At 74.7% G+C, this 15,495-nt stretch carries 14 protein-coding genes; 8 read left to right on the top strand and 6 right to left on the bottom strand.

What is annotated here, in order from left to right; translation table 11 throughout:
* Window positions 1–24: 24 nt before the first annotated feature.
* Together ACIGNX_RS00885 and ACIGNX_RS00880 are read right to left on the bottom strand one after the other, a co-directional pair.
* A complete protein-coding gene (locus tag ACIGNX_RS00885; protein ID WP_396534862.1) occupies window positions 25–1,419 on the bottom strand; it encodes a cytochrome P450 in 1,395 nt (464 codons plus the stop codon).
* Window positions 1,420–2,029: 610 nt separating this feature from the next.
* Complete coding sequence (locus tag ACIGNX_RS00880; RefSeq protein WP_396534860.1) at window positions 2,030–2,818, bottom strand: endonuclease/exonuclease/phosphatase family protein; 789 nt, start codon at window positions 2,816–2,818, stop codon at window positions 2,030–2,032.
* Window positions 2,819–3,099: 281 nt separating this feature from the next.
* On the opposite strand from ACIGNX_RS00880, the gene ACIGNX_RS00875 reads away from it, so the two are divergent.
* Complete coding sequence (locus tag ACIGNX_RS00875) at window positions 3,100–3,624, top strand: hypothetical protein (RefSeq protein ID WP_396534858.1); 525 nt, start codon at window positions 3,100–3,102, stop codon at window positions 3,622–3,624.
* A gap of 9 nt (window positions 3,625–3,633) precedes the next feature.
* On the opposite strand, the gene ACIGNX_RS00870 is transcribed toward ACIGNX_RS00875, so the two are convergent.
* The 4 genes from ACIGNX_RS00870 to ACIGNX_RS00855 all read right to left on the bottom strand — a co-directional run bounded on the left by ACIGNX_RS00870 (window position 3,634) and on the right by ACIGNX_RS00855 (window position 7,865).
* The gene (locus ACIGNX_RS00870; RefSeq protein WP_396534856.1) at window positions 3,634–3,852 is read right to left on the bottom strand and encodes a hypothetical protein; all 219 of its coding nucleotides are present in this window, start codon (window positions 3,850–3,852) and stop codon (window positions 3,634–3,636) included.
* A gap of 133 nt (window positions 3,853–3,985) precedes the next feature.
* Window positions 3,986–4,132, bottom strand: a complete 147-nt coding sequence (locus ACIGNX_RS00865; protein WP_396534854.1) for a hypothetical protein — start codon at window positions 4,130–4,132, stop codon at window positions 3,986–3,988.
* A 743-nt stretch (window positions 4,133–4,875) separates the two neighbouring features.
* Window positions 4,876–6,663, bottom strand: a complete 1,788-nt coding sequence (locus ACIGNX_RS00860) for a thiamine pyrophosphate-requiring protein (protein WP_396534852.1) — start codon at window positions 6,661–6,663, stop codon at window positions 4,876–4,878.
* On the bottom strand, window positions 6,660–7,865 hold the full coding sequence (locus tag ACIGNX_RS00855; RefSeq protein ID WP_396534850.1) for a zinc-dependent alcohol dehydrogenase: 1,206 nt from the start codon (window positions 7,863–7,865) through the stop codon (window positions 6,660–6,662). Before ACIGNX_RS00855 ends, ACIGNX_RS00860 begins: the two co-directional genes overlap by 4 nt.
* 261 nt (window positions 7,866–8,126) lie before the next feature.
* On the opposite strand from ACIGNX_RS00855, the gene ACIGNX_RS00850 reads away from it, so the two are divergent.
* The 7 genes from ACIGNX_RS00850 to ACIGNX_RS00820 all read left to right on the top strand — a co-directional run bounded on the left by ACIGNX_RS00850 (window position 8,127) and on the right by ACIGNX_RS00820 (window position 15,451).
* Entirely contained in the window at window positions 8,127–8,576 is a 450-nt protein-coding gene (locus ACIGNX_RS00850) for a peptidase inhibitor family I36 protein (RefSeq protein ID WP_396534848.1), read from the top strand.
* Window positions 8,558–9,457 (top strand): hypothetical protein, encoded by a 900-nt coding sequence (locus tag ACIGNX_RS00845; RefSeq protein WP_396534846.1) that lies wholly within the window; start codon window positions 8,558–8,560, stop codon window positions 9,455–9,457. Before ACIGNX_RS00850 ends, ACIGNX_RS00845 begins: the two co-directional genes overlap by 19 nt.
* Window positions 9,458–9,525: 68 nt before the next feature.
* Window positions 9,526–12,333, top strand: coding sequence for a BTAD domain-containing putative transcriptional regulator (locus tag ACIGNX_RS00840; protein WP_396534844.1), 2,808 nt, complete (start codon window positions 9,526–9,528; stop codon window positions 12,331–12,333).
* Between the two features lie 264 nt (window positions 12,334–12,597).
* Window positions 12,598–12,777: a hypothetical protein gene (locus ACIGNX_RS00835; RefSeq protein WP_396534842.1), complete on the top strand. Its 180-nt coding sequence runs from the start codon at window positions 12,598–12,600 to the stop codon at window positions 12,775–12,777.
* A 51-nt stretch (window positions 12,778–12,828) separates the two neighbouring features.
* Complete coding sequence (locus ACIGNX_RS00830) at window positions 12,829–13,557, top strand: hypothetical protein (protein ID WP_396534840.1); 729 nt, start codon at window positions 12,829–12,831, stop codon at window positions 13,555–13,557.
* On the top strand, window positions 13,554–14,474 hold the full coding sequence (locus tag ACIGNX_RS00825; protein WP_396534838.1) for a DUF6895 family protein: 921 nt from the start codon (window positions 13,554–13,556) through the stop codon (window positions 14,472–14,474). The genes ACIGNX_RS00830 and ACIGNX_RS00825 overlap by 4 nt, the downstream gene beginning before the upstream one ends.
* Window positions 14,471–15,451 carry a serine hydrolase domain-containing protein gene (locus ACIGNX_RS00820; RefSeq protein ID WP_396534836.1) on the top strand — a complete coding sequence of 327 codons (981 nt, stop codon included), beginning with the start codon at window positions 14,471–14,473 and terminating at the stop codon, window positions 15,449–15,451. Before ACIGNX_RS00825 ends, ACIGNX_RS00820 begins: the two co-directional genes overlap by 4 nt.
* Window positions 15,452–15,495: the final 44 nt, after the last annotated feature.

Raw genomic sequence — 15,495 nt, 5'->3', positions numbered from 1 at the left:
CGCGGTTGCGCCCGATCGGGTGCGTCAGACGTGCTCGCCGCGCGCTCCTCCCCGTCCCGCGGGGTGGTCGAGGCGCGGAACGGCCGGGGGCGCCGTCGCGCGACCGCGGGCGATCATGGGCAACGCGTTGACCGGCAACGTGATCGCGGGCTTGGGCCGCACGCGGTGGCCGGGCACGGGCTCCAGCCGCCACCGGGAGGCGATCGTGGCCAGCGTGATCACCAGTTCCGCCCGGGCGAGCCCCGCGCCGACGCACCCGTGCAGCCCGGTCCCGAACGGCAGGAAGGCCGAGCGCGCCAACGGGTCGACGCGTTCGGGCAGCCACCGGTCGGGGTCGAACCGCTCGGCGTCGGCGTGGATGCGGGGGTTGTGGTTGAGCGCGTGCGCGCTGTAGAGCACCACCCTCCCGGCGGGGACGTGGTAGTCGCCCAGTCGAGTGTCCACTGTGGTGACACGGCTTTGGAGGAGCCCCTGCGTGCGGTAGCGGAGCGTCTCGGTGATCACCCGCCGGGTGTAGTCGAGGCGTTCGACGTCCTGGAACGCGGCCGTCCGGCCGGCCAGCACCCGGTCGACCTCGTCGTGCAGGCGGCGTTCGACGTCCGGGTGCGCCCCGAGCTCGTGGAAGGCCCAGGAGAGGGTGTTGCCGACCGTGTTGCTGCCCGCGATGAGGAAGGTCATCACCTCGTCGTGCACCTGCCGGTCGCTCATGGCGGGCCGCCCGCCGTCGCGGGCGAAGACCATCAGCGACAGCAGGTCGCCCCGGTCGGCGCCGGTCGCGGCGCAGTCGTCGATCAGCGCCCGGATCGTCCGCCGGAGGAACGCCTCCGCCGCGCGGTAGCGGCGGTTGCCCGGGGTCGGCAGCCGCGCGAGCGCGCCGCCCGCGCCGGTCACCCGCCGGTACAGCCCGCCGAGCACCTCGGCGGTCGCGGCCGTGAAGGCCGCCCGGTCCAGGGCCGCGCCGTCGGCGACGATGACCCGGAGGATGTTGGCCAGCGCGAGTTCGTCCATCTCCAGGTGGACCTCGACCCGTTGGCCGTCGCGCCAGGAGGCCGCCTTCCGCTCGGCGTGCGCGCTCATGACGGCGGCGTGCTCGGCGACGCGGGCGCGGTGGAAGGCGGGCAGGACCAACCGGCGCTGCCGCCGGTGGAACGGTCCGTCGGAGATGCCCAGGCCGTTGCCGAACATCTGCCGGAACCGCTCCGCGATGGGGCCGCCCCGGGCGAACGCGTCCGGCCGGCGCAGGACGTCGCGCACCAGCAGCGGGTCGTTGACGACGTAGGCGGGCGTGCGGCCGAGCAGGACGCGGGTGACCGGGTCGGCCGACTGGAGCTCGAGCAGGAACGCGCCGGGGTCGCGCTTCATCCGCGGTGCGTGGCCCAGCAGGGGCAGCGCGCCGGGGTAGGTGCGGGGGGCGGTCATCGTCGCGGCTCGCGGGCGGTGGCGGTGGGTGGCATCGGCGCTCCTCGGGTCGAACGCGGGCGGCCTCTGGCAACGTAACGGCGCGAGGGGTAATCGGCGACCCGGCCCGGCACGCGCGACCGGGCGGACGGCGCCGGGACGATGCCGGTGTGCTCGTAGTGGCGCCGTGAGCGACGACCAGCGGCTCCTCCGGCTCACCGCGGCCGGCGCGCGTTCCCGCCGCGCCGGTGCGGGCGGGAGGTCACCGCGCGGTCGCCGCGGACAACGCCTGCTGCCGCGGATCGACCAGACGGGCACCGCGGACCCGCCGCCTCGCGTTCAGCTGCCCGGAACGCGAGGACCGGGTCGCCCGCCGCGCGGCCCGGGTGCACGCGGCGGGTGATCACCGGCCTTCGACGCCGAACGAGCCGCCCATCACCGGGCCGAACCCACCACCGCCGCCATCGTGCCCCGGCTGCGATGACGGCTCACGGGTCACCGCACCCGGCGTGGCCTGGCCCGGCCACCGGCGACGCACACCGTGCCGCGCACGCGCCGCTCCGTGCCGCGGTGGCGTCGAGGTGCGCGCGCCGTCGCCGGGACCTGGTGACCGCCCGGACCCCGGCGTCGATCAGCGCAGGCCGGCGCGGACGACCAGGGCGTCGTGGTCGGTGTGGGTGGTCGGCTCCAGCTCCAGGGTCGGCGCGGTCAGGGTGCCGTAGGCGTGCTGGATGCCCGGCGCCTGGGTGGCACCGGCGTCGGTCAGGGTCCAGTGGGCCGGCGGGGCGCACGAGGCGCGGCGGTTGACGTCGCCGGCGAACACGGTCGGCCGGCCGCGCGAGGCCAGGACGGCGGTCAGCTCGGCGCACTGGACGGCGTTCACGCTGCCGGGTGCCTCGCCGCCGGTGGACAGGTGGGTGGTGCACACGTCCACCCGGCGGGCGGTCGTCACGCACAGCCAGCGGCGCTGCTCCACGCCGTTGAACACGGAGAACGGCGCGTCCTCGGAGGTCCGGATCGCCTCCTTCACCAGCACGGCGTTGCCGAACACGCCACGACCCTCCGGCGACTTGCACGGCAGCGGCGCGCCCCGGTAGATCACCGTGGCGAAGCGGTGGTGGTAGCCGGTGCGCGCGGCGATCTCGGCCACGTCGCCGCTGCACGCCTCGTTGAGGGTGACCGCGTTGACGTCGTTGGCCTCGATGCGGGCGACCACCTCGTCCACGATCTTCGGGTACTCGGTCTTGGCGTAGCAGCCGGCGTAACCGCTGGAGCAGACGTTCATGTGCAGCAACGAGTACGGCGGGTGCCCGTTCGGCGCCTGGGGTGCGGCGGACGCGGTGGCCGGGAACAGCGGGCCGGCGGCCACGAGGAGGCCGAGCAGCGCGGCGAGCAGGCGTGCGGGGTGGGATCGGATCACGCCGCGATTGTGCTGTCCCCGGCGCGGTGACCGAAGGGCGCTCGACAAGAGTTCACCGCCTCGACGCCCGGTCGAACTCCCCTCGCCGACGCCGGTACACCGCCGGGCGCGGCGTACCGGCCCGACGCCGTTGAGCCGGCGGCCCCGGTCCAGGCCCGCGGATCTGCGGAACGGGCGCCCACCGACGGTGTTCCACCGCAAGCCGTTCAGCCGCTTGAGGGCGCTCGGCGGGCTCGTGAGACTCGGACCTCCCGAAACCACCAGGAAAGGGGAACGGTTCCATGCGCCTGCGTTCGTTGGTCGCCGCCGCCGTGGTCGCGCTGTCCAGCGCCCTGCCACTGCTCCCGGGTACGGCTTCGGCGTCCGTCGTGGACATCGACTGTCCACTGGGGACCCAGATCGGCACCTACACGCCCGGCACGACCCTGCTGCCGCGCGAGATCGTCTTCACCGCCACCGGCACGCTGGGCGGGTGCGTGTCCCCCACCCACCCGGAGATCACCGTGGCGACCTTCACGGCCCTGGTCAGCGGCACGTTCAGCTGCTTGTCGGGCAAGACCACCAACACCTCGACCTACCACTGGGACGACGGGCGGAGCAGCACCGTCCAGGGTGGCTTCGAGGTCAACCTCAAGCCCGGCGGCACCACCGTCCTGGTCTTCACCGGCACGGTGGTCGAGGGCCTGTTCGAGGGCGCGACCGTCGTGCGGGCCAAGGTCCTGCCCGCCACCGACCTGACCGCCTGCCTCACCCCCTGGGGCCTCACGAGCGTCAGCGGCACCACCTCGTTCGCCGCCGTGCTGTGAGCCCCGGTTTCACGAGCACCCGGGTAGCCGCACCTTGAGGATGTTGGTGGTGTCCAGCACCGAGACGGTGCGGTCGGGGTGCATCACCGGCACCCACTCGTGCGAGGTCTGCGGGTCGACGACGTGCGCGCCGATGACGACTCCGCGCACGTAGACGGTCGGGTGCAGCACGTCGGGGTTCAGGTAGGTGACGATGGCGCCGCGAACGGGGCATGGGGTGGGTGCCATGGCGGGGTCCAGTGCTCGGGGCACGCACGCGACCGGTGCGGGCTGCGCGTCGCCGACTGCTTGACGTGTCGGTGGGGTACCCGTACCGGGCCGTCGAAACCTCGGCGGCCGGTACGGGTCGGCGGTCGCGGGCTCAGTCCGAGGGCGAGGTCTGGTCGTGCGGGGTGTCGCCGGCCGGCCGTTCGGACACCTCGCGCTCGGTCTCGGTCAGCGGTGCGCCGCTCCCCTCCTCCGCGGCACCGCGTTCCACCGTCTCCTCGTCGCGTCGCGGTTCGGTCATGGCACGGCTCCTCTCCTCGGGTCGAACCGTCCGGCTACCCGCGCCGCCGGACGTGAACCCGGATCGACCGACCGCGATGCCGTGAGGTGGCGGACGGGCCGATCACCGGCACCGGGGTGTGAACGCGTCAGGAACGGGTACCGGAGCGCAACCGGAGGAGTTCCGACCTGGCGTGGACCGCGCCGGGGGCGTCGTCGTCGCCCCCCGGCGCGGGCGAGCTCGTGCGGCAGGTCGCCCGCGCTGTCGACCAGGTGCCCTGCGCCGGCTGCCGACGTGCTCGCGGTGGGCCTTGCGCTCCCCGCGCGAGCCGCTGACGGCGTCGAGCAGGTCCCGCGTCCAGGCCCGTTCCCGCCGGGCGGCCAGGCGCCGGGCCGCGAACAGGGTCGCGAGTTCGACCGCGGCGATGGCGAACGGCAGCACGGCGGCCCGGTCCGCGTCACCGCCCGCCGCACCTGGTCGAGGAACGCCCGCGCGGTACCCCGGAGCGCGGTGCCCCGCAGCTGGACGCGCGCGCCGTCGGTGGCCGGCAGGAAGGTCGGGTTCGCTGGCGACGCGCCCGCGCGCACCTCGTTGTGCCACGGCACGGCCGCGTTCAGCGCTGGCAGGCCGTAGACCAGCAGCAACGCCCCGCGAAGACGATGGACGCCGGTCCGAACGCCCGCCGGTCCAGGCCGGGGAACCGGTGCTCGACCGGCACCCACCGCCGCGCGTCCACCACGCCTCCGCCCGACCGGCCGCGGCGCTCAGCCCGAGGCCGGGGACCCCTCGGCCGCGCGCTGCCGGCGCAGGTGCTCCCGCTCCGGGTCGCCGTCCGGCTCCTGGTCGAGGCCCCGGTGGATCATCTCCACCTTCTCGCCGGGCAGGTGCGGCGCGAGCAGCGGCACGGCCGGGTCGACGATCGCCTCCACCACCACCGGCCGGTCGGCCGTGAAGGCGTCGTGCCACGCCGTGCCGAGCGCGTCCGGCGAGTCGACCCGGATGCCGCGCAGCCCGAGCAGCTCGGCGTACCCGGCGTAGGGGAAGTCCGGCACGCGCTGCGAGGTCGGGAACCGGGGGTCGCCCTCCATCTCGCGCTGCTCCCACGTGACCTCGTTCAAGTCGCGGTTGTGCAGCACGAGGACCACGAACCGGGGGTCGGCCCAGGTGCGCCACCGGTCGGCGACGGTGATCAGCTCCAGCAGGCCGTTCATCTGCATGGCGCCGTCGCCGACCAGCGCGACGACCGGCCGGTCGGGCGCGTGCAGCTTGGCGGCCAGGCCGTAGGGCAGGGCGCAGCCCATCGACGCCAGGTAGCTCGACGTGTGGGCGGGCGCGCCGACCGGCAGCGCCAGGTGCCGCGCGTACCAGTACGTCGACGAACCGACGTCCACGGCGACCTGCACGTCGGTGGGCAGGTGGCCGGACAGGGCGTGCACCACCAGCTCGGGGTTGAGCGGGTCGGCCGGGGTCCGGGCGCGTTCGCCGGCGATCTGCCGCCACCGGGCCACGTCGGCGAACACCCGCCGCTCCCACGCGCGGTCGGCGTTGCGGCGCAGCAGCGGCAGCAGCAGGCGCAACGTCTCCCGCGCGTCACCCACCAGCGGTGCTTCGACGGGGTACTTGCTGCCCACCACCCGCGCCTCGACGTCGATCTGCACGGCCCGCGCCTGCCCCGGCGCGGGGTAGAACTCGGTCCACGGGTCGTTGCTGCCGACGATGAGCAGCGTGTCGCAGCCCGACATCAGCTCGGCCGACGCGGTGGTGCCCAGGTGACCCATGACGCCGGTGTGCCACGGCGCGTCCTCGGGGATGACGGGCTTGCCGACCAGGGAGGCCGTGGCGCCCGCGCCGAGCACCTCGACCACCTGGGCCACCTCGCGCTCCGCGCCCGCCGCCCCCCGGCCGATCAGCAGCGCCACCCGCTTGCCCGCGTTGAGCACCTCGGCGGCCCGGCGCAGCTCGTCCTCGCGCGGCAGCACGCGCGGGCGGGCGACGACCGCGGACGAGGGCACCACGCCGTGCGCGTGCGGCAGGTCGTCGGCCGCGTCCTCGCGCTGCACGTCGTGCGGCACGATCAGGCAGGTCGGCACCCGTTCGGAGATGGACGTGCGCATGGCATTGTCCAGGAGCACGGGCAGCTGCTCGGGCGCGAACACGGTCTGCAGGTACTGGCCGCAGACGTCCTTGAACAACGCGTGCAGGTCCACCTCCTGCAGGTAGCCGGTGCCGAGCGCGGTGGACACCACCTGCCCCACGATCGCCACCACCGGCCGCCGGTCGAGCTTGGCGTCGTACAGGCCGCCGAGCAGGTGGATCGCGCCCGGTCCCTGGGTGGCCAGGCAAACCCCGACGCCGCCGGTGTACTTGGCGTGACCGGTCGCCATGAACGCGGCCATCTCCTCGTGCCGGGCGGGCACGAACTCCGGGTCGCCCCCGGCGCGGTGCAGGGCGGCCAGGATCGGGTCGATGCCGTCGCCCGCGTAGCCGAACACGCGGGGCACGCCCCACGTCCTCAGGCGTCGGACGAGCGCGTCCGCCACGGTGCCGCTCATGCGACGTCCAGGACGGTCTTGAGCCAGCCCTCTTCGCGGCGGTCGAAGCTCCGGTATGCCTCGATCGCGTCGACCGGCCGCTCGTGCTGCGTGATGAAGGCCGTCGGGTCCACCACCCCGCTGACCACGAGGTCGAGCAGTTCGGGCAGGTACCGGCGGTGGTTGCAGTTGCCCATCCGGACGGTGAGGTTCTTATTCATCGCCTCGCCGATGGGGAAGCTGCCGAAGCCCGGCGGGTAGACGCCGATGACACCGATGCTGCCGGCCTTCGCCACCGCCTCCACCGCCCACCGGAGGGCCTGGCTGGGCGCGTCGCCGGGCACCCACTGGTCGCCGTCGGGGTTCGCGCCGGGGGCGGCGGCCCGCCGTTCGGCGTCGAACTGCCCGGCCTGGTCGGGGTCGGCGGCCGGTCCGGTCTTCGGGCGCTGGGCGTCCACGCCGACGGCCTCGATGACGCGGTCCACGCCGATGCCGCCGGTCAGCTCCCGGACCAGCGCCACCGGGTCCTCGCGGTTGAAGTCGACGGTCTCGGCGTTCTGCTCTCGGGCCTGGTCCAGGCGCGAGGCGATGCCGTCGACCACGAACACCCGGCCCGCGCCCTGCCGCTTGGCCGAGGCGACGGCGAACTGGCCCACCACGCCCGCGCCCAGCACCAGCACGCTGTCACCGGGCCCGACCTCGGCCAGCCGGGCGCCGAACCACGCCGTGGGGAAGATGTCGGACAGCAGGATCGCCTGGTCGTCGGTCACCGCGTCGGGGATGCGCACCAGCGTGGTCATCGCGAACGGCACCCGCGCGTACTCGGCCTGCAACCCGTCCACCGGTCCGGTCGCCTCCGGGCCGCCGAAGAACGTGGTCCCCGCGCTCGGCCCGTTCGGGTTGGCCCTGTCGCACTGCGCGTAGTACCCGGCGCGGCAGTACGAGCAGGTGCCACACCCGATCGTGGAAGTCACCACCACCCGGTCACCGGGCGTGAAGCCGCGCACCGCCGGACCGACCTCCTCCACCACCCCGACGGCCTCGTGCCCCAGGACGGTGCCCTCGACCATGCCCGGCATCGTGCCGCGCACCAGGTGCAGGTCCGTGCCGCAGATCGCGCTGCGCGTGATGCGCACGATCGCGTCGCTCGGCTCCAGGACCTTCGGGTCGGGCACCTCGTCGAGCCGGATGTCACCGGTCCCGTGCCACACCACGGCCTTCATACCGCCTCCTCCGCTGTCGTCTCGCCGACGGCTTCCCGCGAGGGGGTCGCCGAAACCCGACCGCGCGGGCCGGGCCACCTCCTCGCCGCCGGTCGCCGGCGCGTCGCGGGTACCGCGAGGGGTCGACCGAACCGACCCGCTGACCAGGCCATTCGGCACTCGTTCAACAGTCACGACACACCGGTCGGGCAGTCTTCCCCGGTACCCGCGTCCCAGGCCGTGACGAGACGGCCGGACGCGGGGCGACGAGAGGGGAAATCGATGAGACGCGCAGTTCTGGTGCTCGCGGGGGTCCTGTTCCTGGCGGTGGGAACCGGCATGGTGGGGTTCGCCGCGGTGGCGAACGCCGAACCCGCCCTGAGGTCCGCACCGGAGGTCGTGCCGACGGCGGCGCCGGCGGGTTGTCATTCGTCGAACGTGTGCTTCTGGGCCAACAACAACTACAACGACGGGCCCGGCGAGCTCTCGGGCACCAACCCGGACTGGCGCCGGTTCGCCCACGGCAGTTGCGGCGGGGGCACCTGGAACAACTGCGCCTCGTCGGTCTACAACAACGGCACCCAGTGCTGGGCCGACCTCTGGGACGGCCTCGACTACGCGCTCGGCTCGCGGGGCGGCCTGTCGCTCAGCCGCGGCACCGGGATCGCGAACCTCGGCTCGTGGGACTTCGACAACGCGATCAGCTCCAACTCGTGGTCGAGGTGCGCCTGAGCCTCCGGGCAGGTGGCGTGGTGTTCCGGGGTGCGGTGATCGCGCTCGCCTGCCTCCTGCTCGGCACGGGGTGCGCCGGGCGCGGCGCTTCGAGGGCGGCGTTCGACCTGCTCACGAGAACGGGCACGTACGACCGCGTGAACGGGGTCCTGGCATCGGCGGAGCACCGGCTCGTCGGCGCGTGCATGGCCGCGCTCGGCTTGACCTACCGGACCGATCCGGCGGCGGCGCAGGGCTCGGGCGCGGTCACCGCCGCCGATCGCCGGCAGACCGGTTACGGCCTGCACGCGCGCTACGCCGGATCACCCGCGTCCGTCCCTGCAAACGACGAGTACGTGCGGAGCCTCTCGACGTCTGAGCAGGCGAAGTACCGGCGCGCTTTGGAGGGTGGTGACGAGCAGCGGAGGGCGATCCGGTTGGGCAACGGCGCGACGGTGTCCTTCCCGGGGGCCGGGTGCCTCGCGCAAGCACACCGTGAGCTGTACGGCGACGTCGTCGAGTGGGCGAGGATCACCTACGTGCCGCAGGCGCTGCACGCGTCGATGGCCAAGCGGGTGCAAGGGGAGCCCGGCTACCGCACGGCGGTAGGTGCCTGGTCGGCGTGCATGGGTGGACGGGGGCTGCCCGCCGCGACCCCCGAGAGCGCACAGGCACGGTTGCAGGCGCTGTACGAGGAGCGCGGACCGTCCGAGGAGCTGCAGGCACGCGAGGTGTCGGTCGCCGTGGCGGATTGGGAGTGCGCCGAGCGCGTCCGGCTCCCGGAGGTCGTCCTCGATGCGAAGAGGCGGCTGTTCTCGGCCCTGCCGGAGGAGGACCGGGAGGACCTGGTCCGGTTGGCCGACGCGTGGACCGCCGCTGCGGCACGGTCGGGAGCGCACTGACCTCTGTACCCCAACGGCGGTGCCCACCACCACGCCGTTGGGGTACAGAGGTCACGGGGGGAGGGTTCATGGGGGGTGAGTTCCGCGCGCTCGGACCGCTGGAACTCCGCGTCGACGGCTTGGTGGTCGAGCTGGGACACGTCCGTCAGAGGTGCGTGCTGGCGGTCCTGCTCGCGGAGGCCAACCGCGTCGTCACCGCGGAGCAGCTGCTGGACCGGGTGTGGGTCGATCGACCACCGCACCGCGCGCGGCGGGTGCTCAGCACCTACGTGTCGCGGTTGCGGCGGCTGCTGGCGGACGAAGCGGTGATCGTCTCACGCCACGGGGGTTACGCCTTGGTGGTGGATCCCGAGGCCGTCGACGTGCACCGGTTCCGCAAGCTGGTCACGCGGGCCGGTGAAGCGGACGACGAGCACCGGTTGGCGCTGCTCGACCAGGCGCTGGCACTGTGGCGCGGTGATCCGTTGTCCGAATTGGACACGCCGTGGGCGGCGGACCTCCGCGCCACCCTCGACGGAGAGCGCCTGGCCGCCGAGCTGGAGCACGCCGACACCGCGCTGCGCCTGGGTCGGCACGCCGAGCTGCTGCCGGCGCTGGCGGAGCGGGTCCGGCGGCACCCGCTGGACGAGCGGGTCGCGGAGCAGTTCGTGCTGGCGCTGTACCGCAGCGGCCGCCAGGCCGACGCGCTGGAGCACTACCGGCGGGTGCGCGACCGCCTGGTCGGCGAACTCGGCGCCGACCCCGGCCCGCACCTGCGTCACCTCCACCAGCGCATCCTCACCGCCGACCCGGGGCTGGCCGTTACCCGGGCGGACCGCGCCTCGCCGGTGGCGACGCCCCGCCAGCTGCCCGCTCCACCGCGGCCGTTCACCGGTCGCTCGGACGAATCGGCCGCCCTGACCGAGGCGCTCGAACCACCCGGAGGGGCGGTGGCGATCGCGCACCTGACGGGCTCCGGGGGCATCGGCAAGACGTGGCTGGCGCTGCACTGGGCGCACCGCCACCTGGACCGGTTCCCCGACGGGCAGCTCTTCGTGGACCTGTGCGGTTTCAGCCCGACCAGCCCGCCGACCGCACCCGAGGACGCGCTGCGCGGGTTCCTCGGTGCCCTGGGCGTCACCGCCGACCGCGTGCCCCGCGGCCAGGACGCGCAGGCGGCACTGTTCCGCAGCCTGCTCACCGGCAAGCGGGTGCTGGTGGTGCTGGACAACGCCGTGTCCACCGAGCAGGTCGTGCCGCTGCTGCCCGGCAGCCCGTCCTGCACCGTGCTGGTCACCAGTCGCCACCGGCTGCCGGCCCTGTCCGCCCGCCACGGTGCCCGGACGCTGCCGCTCGGCGTGCTGACCGACACCGAGTCGCTCGCCCTGCTGACCGGTTCCCTGGGCGACCACCGCGTCGTCGCAGAGCGGGACGCCGCCGCCGAGCTGGTCGCCCTCTGCGGTGGGTGCCCGCTGGCGCTCGCCTTGACGGCCACCCTCGCGCACCGGCGCCCGTCGCTGACCGAGACCGTGGCCGAGCTGCGGGAGTCGGGTTCGGACGCCCTCGACGCCGACGACCCCGCCGCGAGCCTGCCGGCGGTCCTGTCCTCGTCCCTGCGGAACCTCACGGAAGAGCAACGCACCGTGTTCGGACTACTGGCCATCGCGCCCGGAACGGACACGACGCTGCCCGCGGTGGCGTCCCTGACCGGTTCGACCCCGGCCCGCACCCGCAAGGTCCTCGCGGCGCTGGAGGACGCCTCGCTGCTCGAACACCGGTCGCCCGGCCGCTATGTGATGCACGACCTGGTCCGCGGCCACGCCGCCACCACCGCGCGCACCACCGTGCCGAACGACGTGCGGGAAGCGGCCCTCGCCCGGGTGCTCGACTTCTACCTGCACACCGCGTTCACCGCCGACCGGCTCCTCGACCCGCACGGCCCGCTCGTGCGGCCCAACCCCCCGGCGCCCGGCACGCGCCCGCTGGAGCTGCCCGACGCCGCCGCAGCGACCGCCTGGCTGGCGGCCGAGCACACCACGCTCCTCGCGGCCCAGCGCGCCGCCGGCGCCCTCGGCAGGCACCACGCCGTGTGGCACCTGGCCTGGGCGCTGGAAACCTTCCACGTCCGGCGCGGACGCCTGCGCGATGCGCTCACCGCGTGGCAGGCGGCACTGGACGTCGCCGACCACCTGCCCGACCGCACCACCCGCACCCGCACCCTCCGCAACCTCGGCGACGCCTGCTCCCGGCTGGGCCGGCACGAGGAGGCCACCGACCGGCTGGACCAGGCGCTCGATCTGGCCGTGCGGCACCAGGACACCCTCGAGCAGGCGCACACCCACCGGGCGTTGGCGCTCGCGTGGGAACGAGCCGGCGACGACGAACTGGCCCTGCGGCACGCCCACCACGCCCTCGACCTGTACCGCGACCTCGACCAGCCCGTGTGGGAGGCCGACGCGCTCAACCAGGTGGGATGGTCCGCCGCGCGGCTGGGCGACCACAGCACCGCCCGGGTGCACTGCACCGCCGCGCTCGCCCGGTACCGGCGGCACCACCACCTCGGTGGTGAGGCCAACACCCTGGACAGCCTCGGGCTCATCGCCCACCGCACGGGTGACCACGGACGCGCGGTCGAGTACTATCACCAAGCGCTCCCGCTGTTCCGCACCCTGGGCCACGCCTACCAGGTCGCGGAGACCCTGGACAGCGTGGGCGATCCCCACGTGGCGCTCGGGCAGCACGACCAGGCGCGCGCGGCATGGCACGAAGCCGTGGTGCTGTACCGGGAGCAGGGTCGCGACCTCGACGCGCGGCGCTTGCAGCGCCGGCTCGACGACCTCGACCGCTCCTTGACCGGCGTTCCACCGAGTCCTTCCTGGGCCGCTGCCGTCCCATGAGGACACTGTGGACCGCGTGGTCGGACACGGTTCCCACCGCGCGTGCGTCACTTCATCGGGTGGTTGAGCGCAATGGAGTGGTGCTCGGGGCACGAGGTCGTTGTGGTAGTGGCAAACCGCTCGATCAGGCGATGCAGCGTCCACTCGGGACGGACCATAGTTGGCCCCACCAGTTCACCGACATCACCAACCGAAGCGTGACCACAACCCGTCGTCCATGGTGCACCCCGGGCAGCCGCCCCGGTGCGCCGGTTGGGAGATTTCATGTCCACCCCGGCCCTCACCCGCCCCCGGGTCACCGCGCAGGAACGGGCGGCGATCACGGCGTTGATCACCGAGCCGGAGGCGCCGGTCAGCGACGCCCCGGTGTACACGCGGCCGACCGCGGCCCTGCTGCTCCTGCTCCTCTCGCCGAAGCTGCCCAAGGAGCCCGAGGACCGCTGATCCGCGGGCCGGCCGCGGCTGTTCTCGACCCCTTAGCGACGGGAGAAGGCGATGGTTCTCGCAAGCCCGCCCAGCACGGCCTACGCCGCCGAGGTGGATCGCCTGGCGCAGTCGCTGAGACGAGGGCTGGACGCGACCGGCCGCCCGGACCACTCCCTGCTGGCCGAGCACGTCCGCCGGGCCGCGGACGACAAGGCGGCGTTGGCGGCGGTGCGCGTGCTGGGCCCCGACGCGTTCGCGCCCGCGCTGCTGGCCGGCACGCGGCCCCACCCGCTGGACCACCAGGTGGTCGCGGAGGCGCTGCGGCTCTTCCCCGCGACGGCCCAGGACCCGGTGGAGGCGCTCTGCCTGGCCCAGGCGCAGGGCCTGCTCGTCGCCCGGTGGAGCACCAACGGGCTCGGCGGACCGCGGCCGGGCGTCGAGGCGCAGGCCGTGTGCGCGGCACAGGCCCACGCCGACTGGGGCGAGTGGTCGCGGCGCATGGTGTGGTTGTCGCCCCTGGCGTGGCCGACCGTGCCCGGCCCGGTGACCGACCTGGCGCTGGCGCGGGTGGGCGACCTCGAACGGGGCCTGGTCCGCGCGATGCTGCGCCGCGACCAGCCGACGGCGGCCAGGCTGGCCCGGTGGGTCGCGTTCGGCCAGGCGCGCGGCGCGGACACGGCGCTGGAGCTGGAGCCGGTGCTGCGGCACCTGACGCAGCTCACCGGCGGCGGCGCGCGCGTGCTGCTGGACATCGAGATCGCGCGGCGGCTCGTCGCCCCGGAGGAGCGGACCGGGTGAGCGCACACCGGCACGACCTCGCCGAGCGGGTGGCGACGCGCGGGATGGGCTGGCTGCACGACAACCGCCACCGGGGCGCGTTCCCCGCCGAGACGACGACGGCCGCGGTGGAGCCCGACAAGGTGCACAAACCGCTCGGGGAGAGCGCCCTGGCCGCCGGCGTCGTGCTGCGCGCGGCGGCGGCATTGCGCGGCCAGCAGGCCCGGGCCGCGCGGCTGCTGGAGTTCTGCTGGCGGCAGATCCGCTGCGGCGACCTGCTCTACGAGCGGCAACTGCGCCACCCGCTGATGACGGACCCGCTGGAGGTGTACGCGCAGTTCGCCGCCGCCGGGCTGCGCCACGAGCAGCTCGACGCGCTCCTGGCCCACCTGACCGCCTCGCGTTCCTGGTGGGCGGTGGAGGTGATGCCCAACCGCCGCCTGGCCGTGGCCAACGCCGCCCGGTTGGCGGGCCTGTCGCGGCCGGAGGACTGGCGGCCCCTCGTGGAGGCCACCTGGCTCGGGCAGCGGCCGGAGCCGTGGCTGATCGACTGGGCGACGGCCTACGCGGTGACCCACACCGTCTTCCACATCACCGACTGGGGCCTGCGACCGGGGTGCCTGCCCGAACCGGTCGTCACGTACCTGGAGCGCTGGATGCCGGTGTGGATGCGGGTGTGGGGCGAGATCTGCGACTGGGACCTGCTGGCGGAGCTGCTGGTCGTGGACGCCTGCCTGCCCCGGCCGCAGTGCCCGCCGGACATGTGGCGGCTGCTCGCCGACGCGCAGCGGGACGACGGTCTCGTGCCGCGCGACGGGCAGCCGGTGACCGACGACGAGCAGGAGGCGTTCACCGACCACCACCACACCACGGCGGTGGCCGTCATGGCCGGCGCGCTGGCGCTGGTCCGGGCCGGTGACGCCGGCCCCACGCCGTGACCACCGCGCGGGAGGTGGCCGGCGCGTCCCGCGGGCCGGGCGTGGTCGTCGCCGTGCGGCGGCCGGACGGCTTGACCGTCCTGTGCCGCGGCCACACCGACCGGGGCGGGCGGACCCGGGTCACCGGGCGCACCCGGTTCGAGATCGGCTCGGTCACCAAGACGTTCACCGCCCTGCTCCTGGCCACCCTGGCGGCCGAGGGCGCGGTGGACCTCGACGCGCCCGTCGCGCGCCACCTGGCGGCCCTGCTGCCCGCCGGTCCCCACGCCCGCGACGTGACCGCCCGGCACCTGGCCACCCACACCGCCGGCCTGCCCCGCCTGCCGCCGGGCCTGCTGCGCCACGCCGTGCCGCGCTGGTACAGCAACCCCTACCGCACCTACACCGCCGACCTGCTGGCCGCACGCCTGCCCCGCACCCGCCTGCGCCACCCGCCCGGCCACCGCACCCGGTACTCCAACCTCGGCATCGGCCTGCTCGGCCACCTCCTGACCCGCGCCGCGGGGCTGCCCTACCCGGTGCTGCTGCGCGACCGGGTCCTGGACCCGCTGGGCCTGACCGACACCGGCGACTCGCCCGAGGGCCAGGCGACGGGCCACTGGAACGGCCTGCCCCGGCCGCCGTGGCTGATCCCGGCCCTGCCCGCCGCCGGCGCGCTGCGGTCGAGCGCCCACGACCTGGTGCGCTACCTGGACCACCTGGCCAACCCCCCGACCGCCGTGCCACCCCCGCTGGCGACCGCCCTGCGCACCGTGCTGCACCCGGGTCCGGGCGAAGCCCCGCTGGTCTGGGCCCACCGCACCGTGCGCGGCCGGGACGTCTACTTCCACGGCGGCGCGACCCGCGGCTCCACCGCGTTCACCGGCTTCCTGCCGCACAACCGCACCGCCGTGGCGGCCCTGACGAACTCCGGCGCCTCCACCGCGGGCCGCTTCATCCAGGCCGCGTACCTCCTGCTCCGCGAGCACGTCGACTGAGCCGCCCTGCCGGTTGAGACGCGGGCTGTCGCGGTCCCCGGTGG

The sequence above is a fragment of the Actinosynnema sp. NPDC053489 genome (assembly GCF_044544865.1).
Taxonomy (GTDB): Bacteria; Actinomycetota; Actinomycetes; order Mycobacteriales; family Pseudonocardiaceae; genus Actinosynnema.
The sequence above is the reverse complement of the archived record's forward strand: the minus strand, read 5'-3'. Positions and strand labels throughout refer to the sequence as shown.

Bases quoted from the DNA above. Each gene is read 5' to 3' on its own strand.
- ACIGNX_RS00885 (WP_396534862.1), bottom strand. From the start codon at position 1,419: ATGACCGCCCCCCGCACCTACCCCGGCGCGCTGCCCCTGCTGGGCCAC.
- ACIGNX_RS00875 (WP_396534858.1), top strand. From the start codon at position 3,100: ATGCGCCTGCGTTCGTTGGTCGCCGCCGCCGTGGTCGCGCTGTCCAGC.
- ACIGNX_RS00870 (WP_396534856.1), bottom strand. From the start codon at position 3,852: ATGGCACCCACCCCATGCCCCGTTCGCGGCGCCATCGTCACCTACCTG.
- ACIGNX_RS00865 (WP_396534854.1), bottom strand. From the start codon at position 4,132: ATGACCGAACCGCGACGCGACGAGGAGACGGTGGAACGCGGTGCCGCG.
- ACIGNX_RS00860 (WP_396534852.1), bottom strand. From the start codon at position 6,663: ATGAGCGGCACCGTGGCGGACGCGCTCGTCCGACGCCTGAGGACGTGG.
- ACIGNX_RS00855 (WP_396534850.1), bottom strand. From the start codon at position 7,865: ATGAAGGCCGTGGTGTGGCACGGGACCGGTGACATCCGGCTCGACGAG.
- ACIGNX_RS00850 (WP_396534848.1), top strand. From the start codon at position 8,127: ATGAGACGCGCAGTTCTGGTGCTCGCGGGGGTCCTGTTCCTGGCGGTG.
- ACIGNX_RS00840 (WP_396534844.1), top strand. From the start codon at position 9,526: ATGGGGGGTGAGTTCCGCGCGCTCGGACCGCTGGAACTCCGCGTCGAC.
- ACIGNX_RS00835 (WP_396534842.1), top strand. From the start codon at position 12,598: ATGTCCACCCCGGCCCTCACCCGCCCCCGGGTCACCGCGCAGGAACGG.
- ACIGNX_RS00830 (WP_396534840.1), top strand. From the start codon at position 12,829: ATGGTTCTCGCAAGCCCGCCCAGCACGGCCTACGCCGCCGAGGTGGAT.